This is a genomic window from Pseudomonas sp. TWRC1-2 (genome assembly GCF_049896685.1).
Taxonomy (GTDB): Bacteria; Pseudomonadota; Gammaproteobacteria; order Pseudomonadales; family Pseudomonadaceae; genus Aquipseudomonas.
This window is the reverse complement of sequence record NZ_JAFCUU010000002.1, coordinates 838,618-863,519: the sequence shown is the minus strand read 5'-3', so window position 1 is coordinate 863,519 and position 24,902 is coordinate 838,618. Positions and strand designations below refer to the sequence as shown.

The following is a 24,902-nucleotide window of genomic DNA, read 5'->3' as shown; positions in this document are numbered from 1 at the left end:
GAAGGAGACTGTTCAGATGGATCAGCAGACAAAACTACCCTTGCAGCCACGCCTGGAAGAGGGCAAAGCCCTGGTGATTGCCGGGCTCAAGGGCCATTACGACAAAGCCACCGTGGGGGATATTCCCAAGTTGTGGGAAGTGCTCGACGGCAACATCAAAGACATCAGCAAGCGCGTTGACCGCCAGATGTATGGCGTGTGCTACAACGCCAAGCAAGGCGAGTTCGACTATCTGGCCGGCGTTGAAGTACCGGCCAAAAGCGATGTACCCAGCAATTTCCAGTCGGTTGAATTGCCTGCCCGCCATTACGCGGTATTCGCGCACCACGGCCCGGTGCAGGCGCTTGAGCAGACCTACGAGCGCATCATGTTCGAGTGGTTGCCGCACTCGGGCTACAAGGTGGCCGGGGCGGATTTCGAGCGCTACAGCGCGGATTTTGATGCACGCAAAGGCACAGGTTCCGTTGAGATCTGGATGCCGGTCGAAAAGAAAGCCTGATGACTCACAGGGGCCGGCGCTCCGGCCCCACAGGTCCTTCAATACAGCGTGGCCTTGACCCGCTCCGGCCCCACAGGTCCTTCAATACAGCGTGGCCTTGACCCGCTCCGGCATTTCCCGGTCATAGGCCTCGGCGTCAAACTGCCCGTCATTGAGCCGCTTGTGAAACGCGCCGGCCGACGGCAATGCCGAACGATCCAGGTGCTTCTCGGGGTTCCAGCAGTCCGAGCGCACGAACGCTTTCGAGCAGTGGAAATACGCGGCTTGCACCTGCACCAGAATCACCGAGCGCGCAGGCTTGCCATTCACCGCAAAACTCTCCAGCAACTCGGGCTCGATGCAAATCTGCGCCAGGCCATTCACGCGCAAGGTCTCGCCAATGCCCGGGATGATGAACAGCAATGCAATGCGTGGGTCCTGGACCAAGTTGCGCAGGGTATCGAGGCGGTTATTGCCCGGCCGATCCGGGATCGCCAGGGTGCGCTCATCCACAATTCGCACAAACCCCGGTACATCGCCGCGCGGCGAGCCATCGATGCCTTCCGGCCCGGATGAACTGACCACCACCAGTGGCGACGCCCGCACCATGGCCTGGTAATCCTCGTTGAGAAACGGGATCTCCTTGCGCACCGCCCGCTCGTGGGGGAGGCCGTAGAGGGTTTCGAGTTGTTCCAGGGTTGTCAGCATGTTCACCACTTCCTTATCGTGTTTAAAACACTAACGCCAGCCGGCGCTCATGGCCAATCTGGCCCTTATACGCCTCGCCGCTGTCGACCCAACCCGCCGCCAGATACAGGCTCATCGCCGCCACATTCTGCGCGTCCACCGACAACTCCAACGCTTTGATCTGCGGCCACGCGTGCAGGGCCGCCGCCGGCAGCGCCTGCAAACAGGCTTTGCCGAACCCACGGCCCTGCTGATGCCGATCAACCTGCAACGCATGCAGCGTGGCGCTGTGTTCATCGGCCCAATGAGGCAGGCAGGGCGGGCGTTTAAGCAGCAGGAACGCGACGGGCACGTCATCGGCGAGCAGGGCAAAGCCCTTGATGGCGTTGGGGCTGGGATTGACCAGCAGGCTGTTCAGCGCACAGTAGATATCGCCTGAATACGCCAGTTGCTCGGGATGCACTTGCAGGGTGTCGAGTTGCTGTTTTTGCACAATGTTCAGCGTCTCATAGGGCACGAGGCGGGTTTCCATCCAGGGCGCATCCCAAATCCTACAAAGAGGCGTGGATTCTAGCGGGTTTGCGCGTCGCGAAATTATTTTTCAGCGCGCTGTCGATTTACCCACAGCGCGTTCGACTAAGGGTGTCCCACGTGATTTTCCACCCCTCAGGAGTATCGCCATGAGCACTGCAATCACCCGTCTGATCGATGAATGGCAGCAGGCCGTGCTGGTCCGTGATATCGACAAAATTGTCAGCTTTTACGCCGACGATATCGTCTCGTTCGACGCCGTCACCGCGTTGCAATTCAAGGGCAAGGCGGCCTACCGCATGCATTGGGAAGACTGCATGAAGCATTGCCCCGGCCCCGGCATTTTTGAGTTCCATGAGCTGCATATCGTCGGGGCACCCGAGAGTGCGTTTGCCCATTGGCTGGCCCATTGCGGCGGTGCCGGGCCGGATGGCGTGGTGAAGGCCTGCTGGATGCGGGTGACCGCCGGTTACCAGCGCATCGAGGGTCAATGGCGCGTGGTGCATGAGCATTGGTCAGCGCCCTTCGACATGAACAGCGGCAGCGCATTGTTCGACCTGAAACCCTGACCGCCACGAACTATAGTCAGTAGTCCGAAAACGGAGACGCCCATGAAATACCTCTGCCTGATCTACAGCGACGAGCAGGTGTTGCACACCTCGCCGGACAGCCCTGCGGACCCCGAGTGTTTTGCCTATGCCGAGGCCATCCAGGCCAGCGGGCGCATGCTCGCCGCCGAGCCACTGGAGTCGGTGAGCACCGCCACCACCGTGCGCATGCGCAATGGCAAGTTGTCGATCACCGACGGGCCGTTTGCCGAAACCAAGGAGCAGCTCGCCGGGTTTTATCTGATCGAGGCCAAGGACTTGAACGAAGCGATCCAGGTGGCCGGTGGCATACCGGCGGCCAGGGTCGGCAGTGTGGAAGTACGCCCCGTGCGTGAATTGAATCTCTGAAAACAACAACCACAAGAGGTTTATCCCATGACAACGCCAATTGCCGAATTTGAACTGTCCATCAGCCGCTTGATCGACGCCCCGCGCAACCGTGTGTTTCGCGCCTGGACCGAACCTGCCTTGTTGCAACAATGGTGGGGACCCCACGGCATGACCACGCCAGAGTGCGAAATGAACCTGTGGGTCGGTGGCCTGTTTCGTACCCTGATGCTCGCACCGGATGGCGCGGAGTACCCAACCCAAGGCGTGTTTCTGGAGATCCAGGCGCCGCGCCGGCTGGTGTTTACCGACGCTTATTCGCCAGGCTGGGTGCCGTCGGGCAAGCCGTTCATGACCGCCGAAGTGACCTTCGAAGAGGTCGACGGCAAAACCCTCTACACCGCTCGCGCCATGCACTGGAGCGAAGCCGATAAACAGGCGCACGAAGCCATGGGGTTTCATGACGGCTGGGGCCAGAGCCTGGACCGCCTGGTGACGCTGGTGACCCAGGGCATGCCCGATTGACGCCTGAAATCGAGGCGATTTACCGCAGCGAGTCACGCCGCGTGCTCGCCACGCTGATCCGTTTGCTCGGTGATTTCGACCTCGCCGAAGAAGCCCTGCACGAGGCGTTCTTCGTCGCGGTCGAGCGCTGGCAGCACGACGGTGTGCCGAGCAATCCACGCGCCTGGCTGGTCTCGACCGGCCGTTTCAAAGCCATCGACCGCCTGCGCCGCCAGGCCCGTTTTACCCCCTTGTTGCAGGAGCAGGCCGACGCGCTGGAAGCGGCCGAGTGGAGTGAGGACGACGTGGAAGACGACCGCCTGCGCCTGATGTTCACCTGCTGCCACCCGGCGCTGGCGCCTGACGCCCAGGCGGCGCTGACCTTGCGTGAGATCTGCGCCCTCACCACCGAAGAAATCGCCCGCGCCTTTCTCGCCACGCCCACTACCATCGCGCAGCGCATCGTGCGCGCCAAGGGCAAGATTCGCGAAGCGAAGATTCCCTATCAGGTGCCGTGCCGCGACGAATTGCCCGAGCGCCTGGACAGCGTGTTACGCGTGGTTTACCTGGTGTTCAACGAGGGCTATTCGGCGTCGATGGGCGCGAACCTTACTCGGGAGGACCTGACCCGCGAAGCCATTAGGCTGGGGCGCCTGCTGGTGGAACTGCTGCCAGAGCCGGAAGTCATCGGCCTGCTGGCGCTGATGCTGTTGCACGAATCACGCCGAGCGGCGCGCACCTCGGCCGACGGCGAGTTGGTGTTGCTGGATGAACAGGACCGTGGGTTGTGGGACGCGTCCTTGATTGCTGAAGGCTGCGCACTGGTGGAGCAGGCGTTGAGCACACGGCGTTTTGGCCCGTATTGCCTACAAGCCGCCATTGCGGCGGTGCACGCCGAAGCGTCGAGCGCGGGGGAGACGGACTGGCCGCAGATTGTCGGGCTCTATGACGTGTTGCTCAGGGCGGTGCCGTCGCCGGTGATCGAGTTGAACCGCGCGGTGGCGCTGGCCATGCGCGATGGGCCGTTGGCAGGCCTGCAGGCAGTGGAGGCGATTTTTGCGCGGGGCGAGTTGCTGGATTACCACTGGGCACATTCGGCGCGTGGGGAGTTTTGTCGGCAGTTGGGGCGTAGCGAACAAGCCCGTGCTTCGTACGAAAAAGCCCTGTCACTCACTCAGCAAACCCCAGAAAAGCGCCTCTTAGAGCAGCGCCTGGCTGAACTCAAATCCCCCAGACAATAAGGATCAACCCTGTGGGAACTGGCTTGCCGGCGATAGCGGTGTATCAGCCAACAGATTGACAGCCTGACACATCGCCATCGCAGGCAGGCCAGCTCCCACATGCAAACACGTTGTCTAGGGGCAATCACTCCAACATTTTGCCGAGCAACCAACTCCCCGCCGGCCCTGGCGGATGATGCCTTGACCACAGCGCGTCCACTGCCACCGAGCGTGGCCAACCACGGGCCTTGAGCTCCACCAGGTGGTCGCCGCCAAAACGCTCCACCAGCCAGCGCGGTATCGGCGCCCAGCCGAACCCCAGCTGCGCCATTTCCATCAACATCAGGTAACTGGGGGCCGACCACACGCGCCCAGTGGCACGGATTTCATTCGGGTTGATGATGCTGGCCAGGCGCAGCTCGCGATGCTGCTGCAAGGTGTTCACGCAGATGTTTTTCAAGTGGGCCAACGGGTGTGAAGGCGCGACGAACAGCGCAATTTCGGTGCGCTCTTCCACGGGAGCGCCCGTCAGGTCGGGCGGGTAGGTGTCCTGTTGCTCGATAAACGCAATCTGCGCTCGGCCGCTCTGCACCAGAGCGACCAAATCTTCGCACTCGGCGATCAGGCATTCCAGCTCAAGGTCCGGGTAGCGCTGTTCAAACGCTTTGAGGGCGATTTCAAAGCGGTCGGACTGGTAAGTATCGGACATGGCGATGGTCAACTTAGGCTCCAGGCCCTGTGACAACTGGCTCGCCGCCAGCGCCAGACGGCTGCTGGCCTCCAGCACCTGCTCGGCGCGTTGCAACAACACGTGGCCGGCCGGGGTGAGCGTTGGCTTGCGGCTGCTGCGATCAAACAGCGTCACATCCAGGTCAATCTCCAGACTCGCGACCGCCGCGCTGACCGTGGACTGGCTCTTGCCCAACTTGCGCGCCGCGGCGGAAAAAGAGCCTTGGGTGGCCGCCTGGACAAAGGCCTGCAGCACTTCATGAGAGGCCATGACTATCGCCTTGATCGATGGTTATTAGTTATGAAGTATCGATTCAAAGGGTAATCATGGCAACCGTCGTCACTCACGGAGCCGGGCCATGAACCCTACCAAGTCGATTACTGAACGTGTTTGCCAAGCCATTGGTTTTGAAGGTTTGGCGTTGTTGATCTGCACCCCGTTGCTGGCGTGGATCATGGACAAGCCCGCCCTGGAGATGGGCATGGTCACCCTGGCGATCAGCCTGATGGCGCTGACCTGGAACGTGATCTTCAACGGCCTGTTCGACCGCCTGAAGGCACGCTGGAAACTCGCCAATAACGCCTGGACGCGTGTGCTGCACGCGTTGATGTTCGAGGGCGGCCTGATTCTGATGTGTGTGCCGTTGATCGCAGCGTGGCTGAACATCAGCCTGATGCAGGCGTTTATTCTCGACATCGGCGTGCTGCTGTTCTTCCTGCCGTACACCTATGTGTATCACTGGGGCTATGACGTGCTTCGGGAAAAATTCGTACAGCGCCGGCTGGTCAGCCAAGCTTGAGCGAGGCGACAAACTCCAGAAACGCCCGCACCTTGGCGGCGGGCAAATGCCGCGACGGGTAGTAGGCGTACAACGGAAAACGCTCGTCCGGCCAGTCGGGAAACAACTCCACCAGGCTGCCGGCATTGAGCGCCGGCGTCAGGCCCAGGTCGAGCATTTGCGCCACCGCGTGCCCGTGTTCACACACGCTGTACAAGGTGCTGGCGTCGTTGACCACCAAGCGCCCGTCAGTGCGCACGATCACCTGCTCGCCCTTGCGGTGGAACTCCCAGGCAAACGGGCGGCCGGTCTGCGAGTCGCGAAAATCCAGGCACATATGCCCGGTTTCCAAGTCTTGTGGCGTGGCCGGTCGGCCGTATTGCTCAAGGTAAGCGGGGGAGGCCACGGTGAGCACGCGCACTTGCATCAATTTGCGCGCGATCAGCGAGGAGGATTGTGGGATGCCGAAGCGAATCGCCACGTCAAAACCGTCGGCGACCAGATCGCCGAGTTGGTCGCGGGTGTGCAAGTCCAACTGCAATTGCGGGTAGCGGCGCATGAAGTCGCCCAGCACCGGGCCCAATACCAGGCGCGAAAAGTACGGGTCGATATTCACCCGCAAGCGCCCGCGTACGGTCAATGCACTGTCGGCGGCGGAGCTGGCGGCCTCTTCGAGACCGGCCAGCAACGGCGCGATTTGCTGATAAAAACGTCGGCCTTCGTCGGTCAGTTGCACCGAGCGCGTGGTGCGGTCGAACAGGCGAATCCCCAGGCGCTTTTCCAGCCGCGAAATCGCTCGGCTGACCCCCGAAGGCGTCATGTCCAGGCTGTCGGCGGCGCGGGCAAAACTGCCGCTGTCGACCACGGCTGCCAATACGCCCATGCCGCCGGCCAAACCTGGATCGAAACTCATCGGTGATTGCCTGTCTGTGACTTGAAGGCATTGATGCTAGCGCACAATGCCTACAGAAACATGCCGCCCGAGGCTTCGATGCGTTGCCCGGTGATCCAGTGGCTGCCATCGGCCAGCAAGGTCGAGATCGCGCCGCCGATGTCGTCTGGCAAACCGGCACGGCCCAGCGCGGTGTTGTTGGCGACCATTGCGTTGAGGTCCTTGTTGTCGCGCACCGCGCCGCCGCCGAAGTCGGTGGCGATGGCGCCCGGTGCCAGGGTGTTGACGGTAATGCCGCGCGGGCCCAACTCTTTGGCCTGGTAGCGCGACAGCACTTCAACCGCGCCTTTCATCGAGGCATACGCCGAATACCCTGGCAGGCTGAACCGCGCCAGACCGCTGGAGATATTGATGATGCGCCCGCCATCGCTGATCAGCGGGAGCAATTTTTGCGTGAGGAAAAATGGCGCCTTGAGGTGGATCGCCACCAGGCGGTCAAACTGTTCTTCGGTGGTTTCGGCGAAGCTGGCGTGAGCGCCGATACCGGCGTTGTTGATCAGAAAATTAAAGTGATCCTGTGCGAAAACATCCTTGAGTACTGTGCTGATCTCGCCGACGAAGTCATTGAACGTGCCGCTTTGGCTGACATCCAGTTGCAGCATGGCCGCACGGCCACCCAGCGCTTGAATCTGTTCCACCACCGCTTGGGCTTCGGCTGCGGCGCTGTGGTAGGTGCCGATGATGTCGACGCCCTGTGCCGCCAGGTGCAGCGCTGCGCTTTTGCCCAAGCCGCGGCTGGCGCCAGTGATGAGTGCGATTTTACGGGTCATGGTGCAGTCCTCTTGTGTGATCAGTGGGACTGAGTGTATTTGTCCGCTCGTAACGTGATAAACAAGGCGTTGTCGGAGTCACTGGCCGGATAAGGCGAACAATCCCATGAACAAGCTTGAGCTGTTGCGCACCTTCGTGCGGGTCACCGAACTGTCGAGTTTCACCCAGGCTGGCGAAAGCCTGGGCCTGCCGCGCTCCACGGTGTCCGAGCACGTGCAGGCACTCGAAGAATTGCTCGGTGCGCGCCTGTTGCAGCGCACCACGCGCAAGGTGCAGGCCACTCAGGACGGGCGCGTGCTGTATGAGCGCAGCAAGGATTTGCTGTCGCACATGGAAGAACTTGAAGGCCTGTTTCGTCAGGATGAAGCGCAACTGAGCGGGCGCATTCGCGTGGACATGCCCAACGTCATGGCGCGGGACCTGATCCTGCCGCGCCTGCCCGAATTCATGCACGCCCACCCCTTGATCGAGCTGGAAATCAGCACCACCGACCGCCAGGTAGACTTGCTCGCCGAAGGTTTCGACTGCGTGTTGCGCGTTGGCGCGCAGCCCGATCAGTCGGTGGTCGCGCGTCTGTTGTACAGCATGCCGATGATCAATTGCGTCAGCGCCGAGTATGTTCAGCGCCATGGCAAGCCCGAGACCCTGGCCGACCTGGCGCATCACCAATTGGTGCATTACGTGCGGCCATTGGGTTCGCGTTCGCCGGGGTTCGAATACCAGCAGGGCAACAAAGTGCACCGCGTGCCGATGGCCGGGCGCGTCACGGTCAACAGCACCGATGCGTACAAGTCGGCGTGCCTGGGCGGTTTTGGCATCACTCAGGTGCCGGTCCTGGGGATTCGCGATTTACTCGAGTGCGGTGAACTGGTGGCCGTGTTGCCTGACTACCCCGCGCCGGCGTTGGACGTGTCGCTGCTCTATGCCGGGCAACGGCATTTGCCACAGCGCGTGCGGGTGTTCATGGATTGGCTGGCCGCCACCTTGCAAGCCCGGATTTAACGCCGCGCCGACAACTGCTGCGGTGCCAGGAAGGCGTCGTGGAAGTAATCCCGAAACGCCTGCATCGCCGGCGTGAACGCGCGCTCGCGGTGCCAGGCCAGGCCGACGCTCATGGGCGTGACCGGGTCGGTCACGGTCAGCGTTTCGATGCGCTTGCCTTCCAGGGACCAGGGCCGGTGCACCAGGTCCGACAGGATCGCCACGCCGCTGCCATTGGCAACCATGCTGCGCACCGCTTCCACTGAACTGGTGCGCAGCCGCACCTTGGGCGTTTGCCCGGCCTGTTCCCAGTAGCGCATGGCGCTGTGTTCGGCCTCGTCGACGGTGAGCAGGATGTAGGGTTGCTGCGCCACATCGGCCAGGCTCACGGCGCCGCGTTCGCACAACGGGTGGTGGCTGGGCAGCCACAGGCGGCGTTCGGAATTGAACAGGATCTCCGAGACGATATCCGGGTGAGTGAGGTTGGCGGTGAGCACCACGGCCATGTCGAATTGACCGTCGAGCAGGCCGTGTTCGATGGCCTGGCGCTCCTGCTCGAACACCTCGATGGTCACGTCCGGGTGCCAGTGTTCCATGCGCTGCAAGTGATGCGGCAGGAAGTAGCCGAGCACCGTGTAACTGGCCGCCACGCGCAGCACGCCGCTGGCGCGGTAATCCGGCAGCGGGCTGTTCAGCGCGTCGTCCACGCTGCGCACAATCACATAGGCTCGGTTGAGAAAGTGCCGCCCGGCATCGGTCAGGTTCATGCCTTGGGCCGAACGCACAAACAGCTGCACGCCGAGCATGGCTTCCAGTTCCTTGATCGCCGTGGTCACCGCCGACTGGGAGATGTTCAAGTGGATGGCCGCCTGGGAAATCTGGCCGATCTCGGCAGTGGCGACGAAGTAGCGAACTTGGCGCAAAGTCAGGGACATGGCTTTATCTGATTTTCAGAAGATGGGCCATCTGATAATAGATCTTCCCAAGGGGTCAAGCGCCAGCCTACTTTCCTGGCATCACCTTTGGCGGAGCGACACCGATGCAGGCAGTGGATTTCAATTCAGACATGGGCGAAGGCTTCGGCCCCTGGACCATCGGCGATGGCGTGGATGCTGAACTGATGGCTTACATCAGCTCAGCCAACATCGCCACCGGCTTCCACGCCGGCGACCCCGGTACCATGCGCCGCACCGTCGCGCGCGCCAAGCAACTGGGCGTGGCGATCGGCGCGCATCCAGGCTTTCGCGACCTAGTGGGTTTCGGCCGTCGGCACATCAACGCACCGGCGCAGGAACTGGTGGACGACATGCTCTACCAGCTCGGCGCCCTGCGCGAAATCGCCCGCGCCCAAGGCGTGCCCCTGCAACACATCAAGCCCCACGGCGCGCTCTACATGCACCTGGCCCGCGACGAAGAGGCCGCGCGCTTGCTGGTGCAAAACCTGCAACTCATCGAACCGACACTGTTGCTGTATTGCATGCCCAACTCGGTGATCTGGCGCGTTGCCAAGGAACTCGGGCAGCCTGTGGTGCGCGAGTTTTATGCCGACCGTGAATACGACCTGACCGGCTCCATCGTGTTTACCCGCAATGTGCGCGCGCTTGACCCTGCAACGGTCGCGGCGCGGGTCTTGCGTGCTTGTCAGACGGGGTTGGTGCGAACGGTTGAGGGCGAAGACCTGCCTATCGAATTCGACTCCATCTGCCTGCACAGCGACACGCCCGGCGCGCTGGAGTTGGTCGAGGCCACTCGCGAAGCGTTGGACCAGGCGGGCATCGTAGTCACTGCGGCGAATGGACGTGTTGGGGTGAGAGGACTCTCTGAGGGCGAGCGGGCTTGCTGAGGCAACCGGGCTTGCTGTGGCCTGTGGCGAGCGGGCTTGCCCCGCGTTGGGCGGCGAAGCCGCCCCAATAAACGCCGCGTAGTGTCAGGTAGCACCCGGTCGCCTGATTTAAGGGCTGCTGCGCAGCCCAACGCGGGGCAAGCCCGCTCGCCACAGTAAGCCCGCTCGCCACAGTAAGCCCGCTGGCAACAGTAGGCCCACTGACCACAGTAGGCCCACTGGCAACAGTAAGCCCACTGATCACAGTAAGACCGCTTGCCACAACGACATGCGCTCACCACAACAAAAAGCGTGCGCCCCCCACATTATTTTTTGCCTGCCTTTCTACAATGATTCCAAGAGGAACAGACATGGCTGAAACGTCCCCCATCCGCTACAGCTTCGGCGGTGATGAACACCTGTTTGCCGAGGTCAGCGACAGCATGTCCCTGCAGGCCTTTTTCAAAGGCATGGCCGTGACCCGCGCCGTGGAGCGTCTGGCGCTGGAAGGCGTGCTGGATGTGTGCCTGGCCAATGCGTCGTTTCAGATTCGCTTCGACCCCGACCGCATCGCGCCACACGTGCTGCTCGACGCCGTGCAAAGCGCCGAAGCCCAGGCCGTGGCCGAGCGCACGTTGCACACGCGCATCATTGAAATCCCGGTGCTCTACAACGACCCGTGGACCCACGAAACGCTGATGCGTTTTCGCGACCGTCACCAAGACCCCACGGGCACGGACCTGGAATACGCCGCGCGCATCAACGGCCTGGCCGATGTGGACGCGTTTATCGCCGCCCACAGCGGCGCGCCGTGGTTTGTGTCGATGGTGGGCTTTGTCGCAGGCCTGCCGTTCATGTTCCAGATGGTTGAGCGCGAACGGCAATTGCAGGTGCCCAAGTACCTGCGCCCGCGCACCGACACGCCCAAATTGACCCTCGGGCATGGCGGCTGCTTTGGCTGTATCTACTCGGTACGCGGCGCCGGTGGTTACCAGATGTTTGGCGTAACCCCGGCGCCGATCTACGACCCGGCGCAGCAATTGGCGTACCTCAAGGAGCACATGGTGTTCTTCCGCCCCGGTGACATCGTGCAGTTCAAACCGCTGGACCGCGACGCCTATGACCTGGCGGTCGCCGAGGTGGACGCGGGGCGTTTCGACCTGCGCATCCGCCCGGTGGAATTTTCCCTCGACGCCTTTCTTGCCGACCCCGTTGGCTATCCGAAAACCCTGCAGGAGGCGCTGGCATGATCAAAGTCATCAAACCCGGCCTCGCCACCTCTGTGCAGGACCTTGGTCGTGAAGGTTATTACCACTTGGGCATTCCGCCGTCGGGTGCGCTCGACCAATACGCGCTGAGCGCGGCCAACCACCTGGTGGGCAACCCGGTGGGTGCGGCGGGCCTGGAATGCACGTTGATTGGCCCGGAGTTGCAGTTCCAACAGGACGCGTTGGTGGCGCTCAGCGGTGCGCTGATGGCGCCGCGCCTGGACGGCGACGTGGTGCACCAGGACACCGCGTTCCAGGTGCGCGCCGGGCAGGTGTTGCGCTTTGAATTTCCCAAGGCGGGCGCGCGCACCTACCTGGCGGTGGCGGGCGGCATTGATGTGCCATTGGTGCTCGGCAGCCGCTCGACGTACACCCTCGGCGCGCTCGGTGGGTTTCAGGGACGGCGCTTGCAGGCGGGCGATGAACTGCCGATCGGCGATGCCAGTGGGCAGGGGCGTGCGGGCAACAGTTTGCCGATGGCACTGCGTCGCTCAGTCGGCGGCGATGTGACCTTGCGTGTGGTGCCGGGGCTGTATTACGACCGGCTGACTGACGGCGCGAAAAGCAGCTTTTTTGCCGAGCCGTGGACGGTGGGCTCCGAGGCGGATCGCATCGGCTATCGCTTCAAGGGCGGCAGCGCGTTGAGTTTTCAGCCGCGTGAGCAGCCATTTGGCGCGGGCTCGGACCCGTCGAATATCGTCGACAGTTGCTACCCCATTGGCTCGATCCAGGTGCCGGCGGGGTTGGAGCCGATTGTGCTGCACAGGGATGCGGTCTCGGGCGGTGGCTACGCGATGATTGGCACGGTGATCAGTGCGGATCTGGATTTGATCGGGCAGATGCAGCCGAACCAGCGGGCGGGGTTTGTGGCGGTGACGCTGGAGGAGGCCTTGGAGGCGCGGCGGGTGTACAAGAAGCGGTTGAAGGCCATGGCTGGCCTCTTTACTTCCTGACACACCCTAAAACTGCTGTGGGAGCTGGCTTGCCTGCGATGGCGGCGGGTCAGCTTACCTTACTGTTGGCGGGTACACCGCCATCGCAGGCAAGCCAGCTCCCACCTTTCCAATTGCGTTGGGTCAGAACAGTTTGGTGAACAGCCAGTACAAACTGCCCGACAACAGAATCGCCGCCGGCAAGGTCAGCACCCAGGCCATCAGCAAATTGCGGATGGTCTTCATCTGCAACCCTCCGCCGTTGGCCACCATGGTCCCGGCCACACCGGACGACAGCACATGGGTGGTCGACACCGGTAACCCGAACATATCCGCTGCGCCAATCGTCAGCATCGCCACTGTCTCGGCCGAGGCGCCTTGGGCATAGGTCAGGTGGGTTTTGCCGATCTTCTCGCCCACCGTCACCACGATGCGCTTCCAGCCAACCATGGTGCCCAGGCCGAGCGCGATGGCCACGGCGATCTTCACCCACAGCGGAATAAAGCGCGTGGAACTGTCGATCTGTTCCTTGAACAGCTTCAGCTTGCCTTGGGTGTCGGCGTCGAAGCTGCCGACCTTGTCCTTGTCCATCAGGCGAATGGTTTCGCTGCTCAAGTACATGTCGTTACGCACGTTGCCTACCGCTTCGGCAGGGACTTTGGCCAGAGAGCCGTAGCCTTTGACTTCGTCACCAATCTGGCCTGCCAGGGCGGCGAGGGCGGGTATCAGTTCCGCGGTGGCTTCCTTGGTGCGCACGTAGGTCGACAGGATCGGCCGTGGGTCGCCCGGCAAGGCTTGCGGTGCGCTTTTCATCAAGGCGACCTGGGTCACCTCGGCCACTGCCGCAAACTGCAACGACTGCTCGGCCGGCATGGTGCGGTTCAGCGCGTAGGCCATTGGCAGGGTGCCGACCAGGATCAGCATGATCAGGCCCATGCCTTTCTGGCCGTCATTTGAACCGTGAGCGAAGGACACGCCGGTGCAGGTGGCGATCAGCATGCCGCGAATCCACCACGGCGGCGGGGTGTCGCCCTTGGGCGCCTTGTACAGCGAGCGGTTTTTCACAAAGGCGCGCAGGGCCAGCAACAGCAAGGCGGCAAACGCGAAGCCGATCAGCGGCGACAGCAGCAGCGCATAACCAATCTTGATCGCCTGGCTCCAATCGACGCCGCTGGTGCCGTCACGCCCGTGCATCAAGGCGTTCGCCACGCCGACGCCGATGATCGAGCCGATCAGGGTGTGCGAAGACGACGCCGGCAAGCCCAGCCACCAGGTGCCGAGGTTCCACAGGATCGCGGCGATCAGCAAGGCGAAGATCATCGCGAAACCGGCTGAGGAGCCCACCTGCAAAATCAGCTCGACCGGCAGCAGGGCAATGATGCCGAACGCCACGGCGCCGCTGGACAGCAGCACGCCGAGGAAGTTGAAAAAGCCCGACCACACCACCGCAAAGTGCGGCGGCAGCGAGTTAGTGTAGATCACCGTCGCCACTGCGTTGGCGGTGTCGTGGAAGCCGTTGACGAACTCAAAGCCCAGGGCGATCAACAGCGCCACGCCGAGCAGCAGGAACGGCGTCCAGGTGGTCACTACCGTGCCCAGTTCGTGCATGTCGTGCATCAGGCTGTAGGCGGTAAACAGCAGGCCCATGGCGAGCACGGCGAAGAAGATGATCACCGTCACCAGGCCGGGTTTCTTGTCCAGCCGGGGTTTGGGATCTGCGTGTGAGGCGGTGGTGGAGGCAGTCAGGGAAGGGGTGGCCATGCCGGAGCATCCAGTGTGGGGAGGATGTCGTTGATGATCATTGCAGAATGTTACAGAGATGCTGCGGTAAGTCAGTGCTTAGGGAAATGGGCGTGCCACTGGTCTACAAACCGCCACAAAAGTAATGTCAGAGTGCAATCAATGTGGGAGCTGGCTTGCCGGCGATGCAGGCACCTCGGTCCTTCAGAGACACCCGGGTGATGCTATCGCAGGCAAGCCAGCTCCCACATTTTGACTGTATTGCAGGTCAGTAATCTTTGCGTTTGCGGAATGCCCAGCGGCCGGCAATCAAGGTGAACGTGGCCACCAATGCCACCAGAATCCAGAAGCCTTCCGGGTCGGTAGAGAGCGGCACGCCCCCCACGTTCATGCCGAAAAAGCCGGCAATGATGTTGATCGGCAGCGCCAGCACGGTCACCACTGTAAGGGTGAACAGCGTGCGGTTGCTTTGTTCATTGAGGTTGGCGGCGATCTCTTCCTGCAATAGTTTGATCCGCTCGCCCAGGGCCATCAGGTCGTTGATGATCAGCGCAAACTCCTCGGTGGATTTGCGCAATTCCTTCACGTCCTCCTTTTGCAGCCACTGCGGCGGGCGATTGAGCAGGCGCAGCAACGAGCCCGGTTCCAGCGCCAGCAGGCGTTGCAGGCGCACCAGCACCCGGCGCGCAGCACCCAGTTCGGCGCGGTTGGTAGACAGGCGCGAGGACAGCAACTGGTCTTCGATCTGGTCGACGCTAAGGCTGGTCTTGCGCACGATCTGGGTCAGCACCTCGCCCTGGTCGCGCAACAAATGCACCAGCAGCTCCAGCGGCGAGCGAAAGCGTTCACCGGCTTTGACCGACGAGCGCAATTTGTCCACCGAATGCAACGGTTGCAGGCGCGCACTCACCAGCAAGTGGCTGCGGGCGCACACCCACAGCGTGGAAATATCCGAGGAGACCATGCTGCTGAAGTTGAACACCACGTCGTTGACCACCGCCAGCAAGGCCGAGTCAACGTGTTCGATGCGCGTAGAGCGCGAACCTTCGTGCAAGGCTTCGAAAAACTCTTCCGGCAGCGCCAGATGCGTCTGCATCCAGCGCTCGCACGCGGCGTGGGCCAGGTTCAGGTGCAGCCAGAGAAATTCTTCCGGGTTGTGCGGCGCCTGCAAGGCTGCGAGCGCCGTGGCCGAATCAATCTGTTCGCCTTTTTCGCCGGGTCGAAAACGAAACCCGTAAAGCAGGCCAAACAGATCGGGATCCTGATGGCCGTGGTCGATGCTGTGGTTCATGGAGGCTCGCAGAGAAAGCGCCTGTAGGACGTTTCACAGGTTCGCGTGGGCGAATCATTGCAAGGCTGGATGACGATTTTGTGACGGTTTGAAAACCAGTTCAGCGAGTTTTCAGTGTGAAGGTGAAACGCGTGCCATTTTCTGCGCAGGACGACACCTCAAGCTGCCCGCCGTGGGCATCGGCAATCTGCTTGACGATATACAAACCCAGGCCCAGGCCGGCTTGCGGCGTGTCCTTGACCGGCCGCGAGTAGGGCTGAAAGAGCCGAGGCAAAGCCAGTTCGTCGATCTGGCCGGGGTTTTTCACGGTCAGCGTGAAGTGGCCCTGTTCAACCCGCGCCGTGACCTCCACCGGGCCGTCGTGGCTACCATGATGAATGGCGTTGGCCACCAGGTTGGAGAGCAATTGCGCCAGCCGATCGCGGTCGCCGTAGACGCCACGCAGGTCGCCGATATCGGCCTTGATCAAGCGTTGCGGGTTTACGCTTTGCACTTCGAAGACCACATGGCGAAAAGCGTCCTGCAGATCCAGGCAATCATTGAGGTGCAGCGGTATGCCGCTGCCCATGCGCCCGCGAGCGAAATCCAGTACATCTTCGACCAGTTGCGAGGCGCGCCGGCCGCTGGCGAGGATGTGCCGTACGAGCGGGTCGGTCGCCGCGTTGGGGTGTTTGCGCAGCAGCCGCTCGGCACCGAAGTTGATGGCGAACAGCGGGTTGCGCAGGTCATGGCCGAGCACGGCGATGAATTGCTCGCGCAGCTCGGCGGTGCCGCGTTCTTCCTGCAATTGCGCCTGGGTATTCTGCAAGGCCTCCTCGGCTTCGATCTGCAAGGACAGCACCCGGGCGAACGACTCCATGGTCGATTGGATCGTGCTGCTGCGCAGCTGCGCGGGGTTGGGGTCCAACGCGCAAATGGTGCCGAAAAAACGCCCGTCAGTGCGGAACACCGGCACCGAGATGTAGCTTTCAAACTGGTACATGCGCGGGGTGTGGTGGTCGTGGTAGCGCGGGTCTTCGCTGGCCTTGTCGATCACCACAGAGGCGTGGGAACCCCGGATTTCGTGACAGATCGTCGTGGACAGGTCCAGCTCGCCACCCACACCGAGGCCGAACTCCAATTGATCGAGCACAGCGCAGGCGGTCCAGGTGTCCTCGGTCACGCGCGCCACGGCTGCAAAACGCAGGCCGGTCATGTCGCTGATGACTTTGAGCATCGCAGGTACGGCACTGATACGGCCAATAGTGGCGATGTCGGCGGCTTTCTGCCCCATGCAGCGGTCTCGATATGGAGGAGGGTGGGCGTTGTGCCCAGGTTAATGAGTGGGATTCTAGCGACCTTGCGCGCTGTAGGTGTAATTTCATTATCCAGGTGGGTACTTTTCCTGCCTCTGGCTTTGCAGCACGCATAAAAAAACCGCGCCACTTAAAAAGTGGCGCGGTTTTTTTGGCGGTTGACTCAAGTGTCTTGCTTGTTTTCCAGCACCGCGCCGGTCTTGGCGTCGAGCTTGACTTCAAAGCGCTTGCCGGCGGTGTCGGTCACGTCAACTTCGTACACCAGCACACCGTTTTTGTGGTCCAGCTCGGTGTCGGTGATGCTGGCGCCGGGGTGAGTGGCCACGGCGGCGGCGTTGAGTTTCTCGAACGGCATGACTGCGCCGGATTTGAGCAGGCCTTCAATGTGATCCGGGCGAACATCCGCCTGGGCCAGGCCGGCAGTCAGGGTCATGGCGGTAGCGGCAAACAGGGCGGTCAGGGTTTTCATGGTGTGTCCTTCTGGGTGAGCTGTTTAAGTGGCGCCAGATTAACCAGCGCAACTTAATTCATCCTTAATGGCGAACCGACACCTATTGCGGCCTGACGCTTAGTACCCGTTGTCCTTGAGCAGGTCCTGCACACTCGAGGACGGCCAGCGCTTGTAGAACTTCAGCAGTTCGGCGGCGCGGTTGGTGAAGATGCCATCGACGCCGGCGGCCATCACTTTCTCGAAGTCCACGGGCTCATCGACGGTATAGACGTGCACCAGCAAGCCTTTGTCGTGGGTCAGCTTGTTCATTTGCGGCTTCACCAGGTCGGTGTAGCTCTGGTCGCCATGGTTGGTCAGCTCGGCCGATGGGCCGGTGCCGATAGCGCCGAGGCTCTTGGCTTCGTCGACCCATTTTTCAAATTCGGCAGCGTCTTTGGGCTCTTGCTTGGCGTAGTAGGCCGCTTTGGTGGTCTCGCCGGATTCGGCAAATGTTTGCGCGGATTTTGGCTCGATGCTGCCAGGGCCGACCCACAACAACAGGATTTTCGGGGTGTTGGGCATTTCTTTCTGCAGCTCTTTCAAGCTGTCTTTTTCAAACGTTTGCAGCACGACGCGGCCCTTGCCCTGGCCGACGCCCGTGTTGCTCTTGCCCAGCTTGGAGCCGGCGGAGCTCAACCAGCCCTTGTCCAGCAGCTTGTTTTTCAGGTCGGCTTCGATGCCCGGAAATTGCTTGGGCTCTTTGGTTTCGATGTACAGGCCGGGTTTGTGCTGCGGGTTGCCTTCGGCGATCTTGATGATTTCGTCCAGGCTCTGGATTTTCAGGCCGACGAACGCAGGGCGCGCGCGATCCGGGTAGGCGGCGTTGAACCAGCTGCCAGCGTCCAGGGTGCGCAGCTCGGCCCAGGTGAACTCGTTGGCCGGGGCGTCTTTGCGCTCGGGGAACTTGGTGGCCACGTCGGTGGTGCGCTGCAGGTTGTTGTCGTGCAGGGCGAACAGCACGCCATCTTTACTGCGCTGCAGGTCCATTTCCAGGTAGTCGGCGCCCAGGTCGCGCGCAAGCTTGTAGGACGCCGCGGTGGATTCGGGAGCGTCGTAGGAAGCGCCACGGTGCGCAATGACGGCCGGGTAAGGAATGCCTTCGTTTGTTGCCAATTCAGCCGGGCTGATCGGGTCGGCAGCCTGTGCCTGGCCAAGGCCGAGCATCAGAGCGAGCAGCAAGGCGCTCTTGGTAAACGTGACAGGCATATGCGAAGTCCTTTCGTGGAGGTAACTTTGAGAAGGCGTCCTTTTTAACAATTGATTGCGAAAGGCGCTATCACCAAACCGACATTAAGGTGCTCAGGCGCCATTTTTCTGGGTTTTTTTGTGCTGTATTGCAGTATTCTTGGCCGCAGCTGCCCCGTCAGAGGGCCGTAATTTCTGCCACGCGTGTAAACCATCTTTCCAGTCCCAGTGGGACTTTTCAGTGAGGTTTACCATGCGCATCACTTCAGAACTCATCTGCCAGGCCGCCGACCAACTCCACGGTTTTGTCGGCCTGAACCGCAAAACCGGCCAGTACATCGTGCGTTTCAGCGAAGATGCCTTCGGCATGGACGTGGCCGATGACGGCATCATTCCCACTGCTGAATTTGTCTGGCTGCCGGCCGCCGACCACGCCATGACCCTGTCGCGCGAACGCCTGCAGTTGCTGCTGGACCAGAACATCGACGTCCGCATCAACATCACCGAGCCGCTGCGCGTGTACATGCGCCGGGTAGAAATCCCGCAGATCAGTGCGTTGCGCAGTTTGGTCAGCTAAGCACCTGTTGTTTTGCCGGCAATGAAGATCAGAGGTGGGAGCTGGCTTGCCTGCGATGCAGACGACGCGGTCTCTGAGTAAAACCGAGCGGGTGCCATCGCAGGCAAGCCAGCTCCCACAGGGGAACGCATTTCACTTCTGGAAGGTGTAGGCCCGCTCCACCTTGCACACGCGTGTTTGAAACGCCGAATACCAGGTGGCGCGCCCCTGCTCGCGCACTTCACGATGCTCAACCTGCTGCTTCCAGGCCAGGATCGCCGCCTCGCTCTCCCAGTAGGACACCGTTATCCCCAAGCCGTCCTCGCGCGCCGACTCCACCCCCAGAAACCCCGGTTGTTCACGTGCCAGTTCCAGCATGCGGGCGGCGGCCTGGCCGTAGCCTTGATCGCCCTTGCTGCGCAATGAGCTGAAAATCACTGCGTAGTAGGGCGTGACGGGTGTGTTGGCGATCATCGTGACAACGCCAGGCAGGCCTTGAGCAGAGCGATCGCCAAGGGTGGCGTGACGTCCTTGAGCGCAGCACGTTCCGGTTGGAACAGCGTGGCGACAAAAAACGGATGGTCGAGCAATTCGATGGCGCGCAGATCGCCAGCCGAGTCGTGGCCGCTGGGAATCAGGTCGCTTTCCAACAGTGCGTTGGCGAACTCGGGGTTGATGCCGTACCGGCAGCGATAACCCTCGTGGATATCCAGCGTGCCGTAGGCCTCGGCGATGCGGGTGTAGGGCGCCAGGCGCACGGTGTCCGTGGCCTCTACCAGCGCGCAACTGAGCGGTGTGATCACCGCACGCTTGGCGTGCGGGGCCAGCTCGCCATGTTCGGCATCCGCCCAACCCAGCACGTTGCGGGCATATTCGAGCACCGCATGTTGAAAACCGCCGCACGTGCCGAGAAAAGGGCGCTTGTGTTCGCGGGCAAACCGGATCGCCCGCAGTGCGCCGTCGGTGTCGCGGTAGGGGCTGGCGGGCACACACCAGAAGCCGTCGAACATATGCAATTGAGTGGTGGGCGTGATCGAGTCCGTGTCGAGCCATTGCACGTGAACGTTCAGGTTCAGGGCGTCGGCCGCCTGTTGCAGCGCCACGGGGATGGCCTGGTGCGCGGTGACGTCGGGGTTGTAGTCGCCGATCAGGGCAAGGTGCAAGGTGCTGGCTTTCATCGTGTACGTCCCATGGCTTGTTGTGTCCTGGTGCCCACTATAGATTGGCGCTCACGCAATCAAAATTGGCGTTCGTCCACATGCTCAATGCAGCCACGCACTATCAAATCGACTATCCCGACCTCTCGCTGATCCTCGCCCTGGTACGCGGCGGCACCCTGGCGCGGGCGGCGGCGCTGTTACGGGTGGATGTGTCCACGGTGTTCCGTGCGGTGCGTCGGCTGGAGGCCGCCTTGGGCCAGACCCTGTTTGAAAAAAGCCGCGCCGGTTACCTGCCCACCAGCCTGGCCAGCAACCTGGCGCAGCAGGCCGAGCACGCAGAACAAGCGTTGGAGGCGGCGCGCATTGGCGTGGAGCAGGGCGGCGAAGTGATCAGCGGCACCGTGCGCCTGACCTGTACCGACTCAGTGCTGCAAGGTTTGCTGCTGCCGGCGCTGGCGCGGTTCATGCCCGAATACCCGGCGTTGACCCTGGAGTTGAGCACATCGAATGATTTCGCCAACCTCAGCCGCCGCGATGCGGACATTGCCCTGCGCCTGACCAAGACGCCGCCGGAGCACCTTGTCGGTCGCTGCCTGGGCACGGTGGCCTATCAAGTGTGTGCCAGTGCCGGTTTTGCGCGCCAGCACGCAGGCCGCGAGTTGGCTGAGCTGCCGTGGATCGCCCCGGACGACTTCCTGCCCGATCACCCCACCGTCGCCTGGCGCCGCGAGCATTTGCCGGGCGTGCGCCCCAGCTATCGCTGCAACGGCATGTTGTCGGTCACCGAGTTGGTGCGCGCAGGTTTGGGCGTGGCGGCGCTGCCGGATTTTCTCTTGGGCGATGGTTTGCAACCACTGGGGCCGGCGTTGGCCGGGCGGAACACCGCACTGTGGCTGCTGACGCGTCCGGATTGCCGGGCGTTGCGTTCGGTGGTCACGTTGTTTGATGAATTGGGGCGGCATGTGCGATTGCCATGAACGGCGCCTTTTGTGACTGGCGGGCCTGTTGTGGCGAGCGGGGCTTGTTGTGGTAAGCGGGCTTCTGTGGCGAGCGGGCTTGCCCCGCGTTGGGGCGCGAAGCGGCCCCAGACAGGCCAACGCGATTCTTCAGGTAAACCGCAGTGTCAGGTTTTGGGGCTGCTGCGCAGCCCAACGCGGGGCAAGCCCGCTCACCACAACAAGCCCGCTCGCCACAACAAGCCGCGCTCGCCATAACTAAGCCAACGGCTTCGCCCTCAGGGTTTGCGCATGAACTGCTCATGCATTTCGCAGGTCAGGGTCTCGATACGCTCGGTCAGTTGCTTGGTCATTTCCGTCAGGCGGGTGTTCTGCTCCAGCAGTTCCAGCAACTGCTTGGTGGTTTGTTCGGCTTGGGCCTGGCGCTCGGTGTTGGCAATGGCCAGCGCTTCGCGGTGCTGGGCATCGGCGTCGGACTGGGCTTTGTCGCGGGCGGCCTGGCGTGTCTGGGCCAGCAGGATCAGCGGCGCGGCATAGGCCGATTGCAGGCTGAAGGCCAGGTTAAGCAGGATGAACGGGTACACATCAAAGTGGGTGATGCCGGTCATGTTCAGCACCACCCACAAGATCACGATCGCGGTTTGCGCGCCGAGAAAGGTGGGCGTACCAAAGAAGCGCGCGAACGCTTCGGCCTTGAGCGCAAAGGTGTCGTTGCCGAAGGTCGGCGCCAGGTGGGCGTGGCCTCGGTGGAAGCGCAGGTGATCGACGGGGGCAGCTTCTGGCTTGTCTGGGGTCATGGCGGGCTCGAATCCTTGGCGTAAAGACTAGTCAGCACTATAGACCCAGCCCCCGGCCAGACACATGAAGATCAGGTCAGTTGTTGCCCCGCTCATTGGCAAACGCGCTCACCGCCTGCACAGCCTCGCCCGTGCCTTCGCGAATCTGCAGGATCACCGTGCCGGCCTGGTTGGCCAACTCCACACCTTGAGCGGCGCGGTCGCGTGTCCCTTCCATGCTGTCGATGGCTTGGCGGGTTTCCTCTTGGATCATCGCGATCATGCTGGAAATTTCCGCCGTGGAGCCGCTGGTGCGTGCCGCCAGTTGCCGCACTTCGTCGGCCACCACGGCAAAACCACGGCCTTGTTCGCCAGCGCGCGCCGCTTCGATGGCGGCGTTGAGGGCCAGCAGGTTGGTCTGGTCGGCGATGCCGCGGATGGTGTTGACGATGGCCGTGATCTGCTGCGAACGCTCGCCCAGTTTGGCGATCAGTTGCGAGGAGCCATCGATGTCGGCAGCAATTTCGCGCATGCCGCTGGCGGTTTGCTGGATCACATCAGCGCCCTTTTCGGCGATATCCCGAGTGCTCAGCGAGATGTGATAAGCCTGGGCAGCGCTGGCAGCGTCGGCGGCATGCTGTTGCACTCTGGCGGTGATGTCGGAGGCGAACTTCACCACTTTGCACAGGCGCCCGCTGGCGTCGTACACCGGGTTGTAGTTGGCCTCCAGCCACACCGTCTGGCCGTTTTTGTCGATGCGTTCAAACTGGCCGTTGAACAGTTCGCCCTGGTTCAAGCGCTTCCAGAACTCACTGTACGTCGAGCTGTTGGCCAGGTCCGGCTTGCAGAACAGGCGGTGATGCTTGCCCTGGATCTGCGCCAGGCTGTAGCCCATGCGCTGCAGGAAATTTGCATTGGCGGTAATGATGGTGCCGTCGAGGTTGAATTCGATCACCGCCATGGCCCGGTCGATGGCACCCAACTTGGCGTTGGCTTCGCTTTCGGCCTGCAGGCGCGGGGTGACGTCCATGGCGTATTTCACCACTTTGATGACCTGGCCCGTGTGATCGCGCACCGGGTTGTAGCTGGCTTCCAGCCATACCGATTGGCCGTCGCCGCCGACGCGTTCAAAGGTGCCCGACTGAAATTGGCCATTACGCAGCTGCGTCCACAACTGGTTGTACTCGGCACTGCGCGTGAACGCGGGGGTGCAGAACATTCGGTGGGGCTGGCCCTCGATCTGTTCGGCGCGGTAGCTCATGGTCTTGAGGAAATTCTCATTGGCCCGCAGGACGGTGCCTTGCAGATCGAATTCGATCACCGCCATGGAGCGCTCGATGGCATCCAGCAAGCTGGCTTGTTGAGCGTTGGTGTGTTGCAGGGTGCTGATAGTTTTTTTGTGGGCGTTGAATAGCATGTTCGAGAGCTCGGGGAAGCACGCGTCAGAGGTATCCATGAATATGCGCCTGCCCCCGTAGGGCACCAGGCCTTACGGTTGACTTGCTCATTGTCAGCTTCCTTGTGCCGACAGAGGGGGGTTGAACAACGGGTTCAGAGTGATCGGCCGGCCAAGAAGTTCGCCTTCAGGGCGGGAACGTCATTGAGTAGGCGACCAATGGTGGCATTATGCTTCTGCAGCAGTGTGTCTGAAGAGAATTCAGACGAGGTGTCGTAGGACGACTTAAGCGGAGTGGGCGACGACGTAGTGGCTGACATTCACCCGGTTGCGACCGGAGTCCTTGGCGACATAGAGCGCGCGATCCGCGGCGTTGAGCCACATTGCCGCATCGCTGAAGACGGGTTGGAAGTCTGCCAGACCAATGCTCAGGCTCACGCGCAACTCCGGGATCTGCGAATTGCGATAGTTACTAAAAGTTTCTCGCATGTGTTCCATGACCAGCGCGGCTTCTTCCAGTGACATTTGCGGAAGAATCACACAGAACTCATCGCCGCCGTAACGGCCGGCTAAGTCATTTTCCCTCAAGTGTTGACGCAACTCCTGACTCAACTGGCGCAACACCTGATCACCGACGATATGGCCGTAGGTGTCGTTGATCTGTTTGAAATGGTCGATATCGATCAAGGCAATGGTGGCGTGGCTCTGTTGCTGCTGGCATTTGTGGAACTTGAGATTGAGCAGGTCTTTCCATGAGCCATGATTGAGCAGGCCGGTGAGGCTGTCGACACGGCTGAGGGCGCTGAGGGCGCGTTTGTGTTCCGAGAGTTTGATTGCCAACTGATAGCAGACCATGCCGATCGCCATCGGATAAAGCGTCAGCATCGGCAGGCAGGTATACACCTGGGCAAGGCTGACGTTGGGATTGAACTTGATCCCCAACAGCGCCCACGCCACGCCGATACCGCCCGCCTGTGCCACCAGCCCGCGCAGAAACAGGCGCTTGCCCCCGGCCGCGACGTTGTTCATGGTCATCATCGACAGGATGGTCACGGTCGTCAGCGGTGTGAATTGCGTGGCCGCCGCCCAGAAACCGCCGAGCAGCGAGTCATAGAGCAAGTTGCGTTGTTCGGCCTGGTAGGGAAATTGCGAGCGCGTGGAGACCTGGTACGCCACATGGGCCCAGGCATAACCGTTGAATATCAGCAAGGCCCATACCCAGCCCGGCATCGCCAATGGGTAAAGGGCGCCGATGACGCTGATACAGCCGATACCCAGGCCGATGATCCTTGGCTTGTAGATACGCCTGGCAAATGACAGCCCTTTGCCTCGTCTGTTTTCCATAGTGTTCCGGGTCAGCTCTTTTTTGCAGATGCGACAGCGTGCGTCAGCGGCGGGAACCGTTGATCGGATAATAGGTGTGAATATTGTCAGTTATTCGCGTGGGAATAATCAGTGTCCTTCCAAG

General features: G+C 61.6%; 28 protein-coding genes. 12 read left to right on the top strand and 16 right to left on the bottom strand.

The features are described 5' to 3' along the window. Positions 1 to 16 precede the first annotated feature (16 nt). Positions 17 to 499 (top strand): GyrI-like domain-containing protein, encoded by a 483-nt coding sequence (locus ACP7B3_RS08475; protein ID WP_242196277.1) that lies wholly within the window; start codon positions 17 to 19, stop codon positions 497 to 499. 81 nt (positions 500 to 580) lie between these two features. Here the strand turns inward: ACP7B3_RS08475 and ACP7B3_RS08470 are convergent, their stop codons facing one another. Next, positions 581 to 1,186, bottom strand: a complete 606-nt coding sequence (locus tag ACP7B3_RS08470; protein WP_404484498.1) for a pyridoxamine 5'-phosphate oxidase family protein — start codon at positions 1,184 to 1,186, stop codon at positions 581 to 583. A gap of 22 nt (positions 1,187 to 1,208) precedes the next feature. Next, complete coding sequence (locus tag ACP7B3_RS08465) at positions 1,209 to 1,697, bottom strand: GNAT family N-acetyltransferase (RefSeq protein WP_426178619.1); 489 nt, start codon at positions 1,695 to 1,697, stop codon at positions 1,209 to 1,211. Between the two features lie 148 nt (positions 1,698 to 1,845). On the opposite strand from ACP7B3_RS08465, the gene ACP7B3_RS08460 reads away from it, so the two are divergent. The 4 genes from ACP7B3_RS08460 to ACP7B3_RS08445 are packed head-to-tail and all read left to right on the top strand — an operon-like array spanning position 1,846 to position 4,376. Then, on the top strand, positions 1,846 to 2,265 hold the full coding sequence (locus ACP7B3_RS08460) for a YybH family protein (RefSeq protein ID WP_426178618.1): 420 nt from the start codon (positions 1,846 to 1,848) through the stop codon (positions 2,263 to 2,265). A gap of 42 nt (positions 2,266 to 2,307) precedes the next feature. Further along, the gene (locus tag ACP7B3_RS08455; RefSeq protein ID WP_242196266.1) at positions 2,308 to 2,652 is read left to right on the top strand and encodes a YciI family protein; all 345 of its coding nucleotides are present in this window, start codon (positions 2,308 to 2,310) and stop codon (positions 2,650 to 2,652) included. A gap of 27 nt (positions 2,653 to 2,679) precedes the next feature. Then, positions 2,680 to 3,156: an SRPBCC family protein gene (locus ACP7B3_RS08450; protein ID WP_426178617.1), complete on the top strand. Its 477-nt coding sequence runs from the start codon at positions 2,680 to 2,682 to the stop codon at positions 3,154 to 3,156. Then, on the top strand, positions 3,153 to 4,376 hold the full coding sequence (locus tag ACP7B3_RS08445) for an RNA polymerase sigma factor (RefSeq protein WP_426178616.1): 1,224 nt from the start codon (positions 3,153 to 3,155) through the stop codon (positions 4,374 to 4,376). Before ACP7B3_RS08450 ends, ACP7B3_RS08445 begins: the two co-directional genes overlap by 4 nt. A gap of 124 nt (positions 4,377 to 4,500) precedes the next feature. On the opposite strand, the gene ACP7B3_RS08440 is transcribed toward ACP7B3_RS08445, so the two are convergent. Continuing rightward, positions 4,501 to 5,355 (bottom strand): LysR family transcriptional regulator, encoded by an 855-nt coding sequence (locus ACP7B3_RS08440; RefSeq protein ID WP_145159448.1) that lies wholly within the window; start codon positions 5,353 to 5,355, stop codon positions 4,501 to 4,503. An 88-nt stretch (positions 5,356 to 5,443) separates the two neighbouring features. Between ACP7B3_RS08440 and ACP7B3_RS08435 the strand changes: the two genes are divergently transcribed. Continuing rightward, positions 5,444 to 5,884, top strand: coding sequence for a multidrug/biocide efflux PACE transporter (locus ACP7B3_RS08435; protein WP_370003788.1), 441 nt, complete (start codon positions 5,444 to 5,446; stop codon positions 5,882 to 5,884). Here the strand turns inward: ACP7B3_RS08435 and ACP7B3_RS08430 are convergent. Both ACP7B3_RS08430 and ACP7B3_RS08425 read right to left on the bottom strand, forming a co-directional pair. Further along, a complete protein-coding gene (locus ACP7B3_RS08430) occupies positions 5,871 to 6,776 on the bottom strand; it encodes a LysR family transcriptional regulator (RefSeq protein ID WP_145159444.1) in 906 nt (301 codons plus the stop codon). The genes ACP7B3_RS08435 and ACP7B3_RS08430 overlap by 14 nt on opposite strands. A gap of 50 nt (positions 6,777 to 6,826) precedes the next feature. Next, positions 6,827 to 7,585, bottom strand: a complete 759-nt coding sequence (locus ACP7B3_RS08425; protein WP_426178615.1) for an SDR family NAD(P)-dependent oxidoreductase — start codon at positions 7,583 to 7,585, stop codon at positions 6,827 to 6,829. 106 nt (positions 7,586 to 7,691) lie between these two features. Between ACP7B3_RS08425 and ACP7B3_RS08420 the strand changes: the two genes are divergently transcribed. Next, positions 7,692 to 8,588 (top strand): LysR family transcriptional regulator, encoded by an 897-nt coding sequence (locus tag ACP7B3_RS08420; protein WP_426178614.1) that lies wholly within the window; start codon positions 7,692 to 7,694, stop codon positions 8,586 to 8,588. Here the strand turns inward: ACP7B3_RS08420 and ACP7B3_RS08415 are convergent. Continuing rightward, a complete protein-coding gene (locus ACP7B3_RS08415) occupies positions 8,585 to 9,502 on the bottom strand; it encodes a LysR family transcriptional regulator (RefSeq protein WP_145159439.1) in 918 nt (305 codons plus the stop codon). The genes ACP7B3_RS08420 and ACP7B3_RS08415 overlap by 4 nt on opposite strands. Positions 9,503 to 9,606: 104 nt before the next feature. Between ACP7B3_RS08415 and ACP7B3_RS08410 the strand changes: the two genes are divergently transcribed. The 3 genes from ACP7B3_RS08410 to ACP7B3_RS08400 all read left to right on the top strand — a co-directional run bounded on the left by ACP7B3_RS08410 (position 9,607) and on the right by ACP7B3_RS08400 (position 12,610). Further along, on the top strand, positions 9,607 to 10,410 hold the full coding sequence (locus tag ACP7B3_RS08410) for a 5-oxoprolinase subunit PxpA (protein WP_426178613.1): 804 nt from the start codon (positions 9,607 to 9,609) through the stop codon (positions 10,408 to 10,410). Between the two features lie 350 nt (positions 10,411 to 10,760). Beyond that, positions 10,761 to 11,639: a 5-oxoprolinase subunit B family protein gene (locus tag ACP7B3_RS08405; protein ID WP_145159435.1), complete on the top strand. Its 879-nt coding sequence runs from the start codon at positions 10,761 to 10,763 to the stop codon at positions 11,637 to 11,639. Further along, positions 11,636 to 12,610 (top strand): biotin-dependent carboxyltransferase family protein, encoded by a 975-nt coding sequence (locus tag ACP7B3_RS08400; protein WP_416362722.1) that lies wholly within the window; start codon positions 11,636 to 11,638, stop codon positions 12,608 to 12,610. The genes ACP7B3_RS08405 and ACP7B3_RS08400 overlap by 4 nt, the downstream gene beginning before the upstream one ends. A gap of 123 nt (positions 12,611 to 12,733) precedes the next feature. On the opposite strand, the gene ACP7B3_RS08395 is transcribed toward ACP7B3_RS08400, so the two are convergent. From ACP7B3_RS08395 to ACP7B3_RS08375, 5 genes are all read right to left on the bottom strand, one after another. Then, positions 12,734 to 14,350 (bottom strand): inorganic phosphate transporter, encoded by a 1,617-nt coding sequence (locus ACP7B3_RS08395; RefSeq protein WP_145159431.1) that lies wholly within the window; start codon positions 14,348 to 14,350, stop codon positions 12,734 to 12,736. Between the two features lie 247 nt (positions 14,351 to 14,597). Beyond that, a complete protein-coding gene (locus tag ACP7B3_RS08390; RefSeq protein ID WP_145159429.1) occupies positions 14,598 to 15,620 on the bottom strand; it encodes a transporter in 1,023 nt (340 codons plus the stop codon). Positions 15,621 to 15,720: 100 nt separating this feature from the next. Then, entirely contained in the window at positions 15,721 to 16,893 is a 1,173-nt protein-coding gene (locus ACP7B3_RS08385; protein WP_242196243.1) for a GAF domain-containing sensor histidine kinase, read from the bottom strand. A gap of 185 nt (positions 16,894 to 17,078) precedes the next feature. Next, positions 17,079 to 17,384 carry a PepSY domain-containing protein gene (locus ACP7B3_RS08380; protein WP_145159425.1) on the bottom strand — a complete coding sequence of 102 codons (306 nt, stop codon included), beginning with the start codon at positions 17,382 to 17,384 and terminating at the stop codon, positions 17,079 to 17,081. A 99-nt stretch (positions 17,385 to 17,483) separates the two neighbouring features. Then, positions 17,484 to 18,611 carry a glycerophosphodiester phosphodiesterase gene (locus ACP7B3_RS08375; RefSeq protein WP_106576086.1) on the bottom strand — a complete coding sequence of 376 codons (1,128 nt, stop codon included), beginning with the start codon at positions 18,609 to 18,611 and terminating at the stop codon, positions 17,484 to 17,486. A 232-nt stretch (positions 18,612 to 18,843) separates the two neighbouring features. On the opposite strand from ACP7B3_RS08375, the gene ACP7B3_RS08370 reads away from it, so the two are divergent. Beyond that, positions 18,844 to 19,167, top strand: coding sequence for a DUF2025 family protein (locus tag ACP7B3_RS08370; RefSeq protein WP_426178612.1), 324 nt, complete (start codon positions 18,844 to 18,846; stop codon positions 19,165 to 19,167). 132 nt (positions 19,168 to 19,299) lie between these two features. Here the strand turns inward: ACP7B3_RS08370 and ACP7B3_RS08365 are convergent, their stop codons facing one another. Both ACP7B3_RS08365 and ACP7B3_RS08360 read right to left on the bottom strand, forming a co-directional pair. Then, positions 19,300 to 19,620: an antibiotic biosynthesis monooxygenase family protein gene (locus tag ACP7B3_RS08365; RefSeq protein ID WP_426178611.1), complete on the bottom strand. Its 321-nt coding sequence runs from the start codon at positions 19,618 to 19,620 to the stop codon at positions 19,300 to 19,302. Then, the gene (locus ACP7B3_RS08360; RefSeq protein ID WP_145159417.1) at positions 19,617 to 20,324 is read right to left on the bottom strand and encodes a CTP synthase C-terminal region-related (seleno)protein; all 708 of its coding nucleotides are present in this window, start codon (positions 20,322 to 20,324) and stop codon (positions 19,617 to 19,619) included. The genes ACP7B3_RS08365 and ACP7B3_RS08360 overlap by 4 nt, the downstream gene beginning before the upstream one ends. 80 nt (positions 20,325 to 20,404) lie before the next feature. On the opposite strand from ACP7B3_RS08360, the gene ACP7B3_RS08355 reads away from it, so the two are divergent. Further along, complete coding sequence (locus ACP7B3_RS08355; protein ID WP_145159415.1) at positions 20,405 to 21,283, top strand: LysR family transcriptional regulator; 879 nt, start codon at positions 20,405 to 20,407, stop codon at positions 21,281 to 21,283. Positions 21,284 to 21,540: 257 nt separating this feature from the next. Here ACP7B3_RS08355 and ACP7B3_RS08350 read toward each other — a convergent pair whose 3' ends face one another. From ACP7B3_RS08350 to ACP7B3_RS08340, 3 genes are all read right to left on the bottom strand, one after another. After that, positions 21,541 to 22,059 (bottom strand): DUF1003 domain-containing protein, encoded by a 519-nt coding sequence (locus ACP7B3_RS08350; RefSeq protein WP_119741558.1) that lies wholly within the window; start codon positions 22,057 to 22,059, stop codon positions 21,541 to 21,543. Positions 22,060 to 22,135: 76 nt separating this feature from the next. Then, a complete protein-coding gene (locus tag ACP7B3_RS08345) occupies positions 22,136 to 23,455 on the bottom strand; it encodes a methyl-accepting chemotaxis protein (protein ID WP_426178652.1) in 1,320 nt (439 codons plus the stop codon). 264 nt (positions 23,456 to 23,719) lie between these two features. Then, on the bottom strand, positions 23,720 to 24,778 hold the full coding sequence (locus ACP7B3_RS08340) for a diguanylate cyclase (RefSeq protein WP_426178610.1): 1,059 nt from the start codon (positions 24,776 to 24,778) through the stop codon (positions 23,720 to 23,722). Positions 24,779 to 24,902 lie beyond the last annotated feature (124 nt).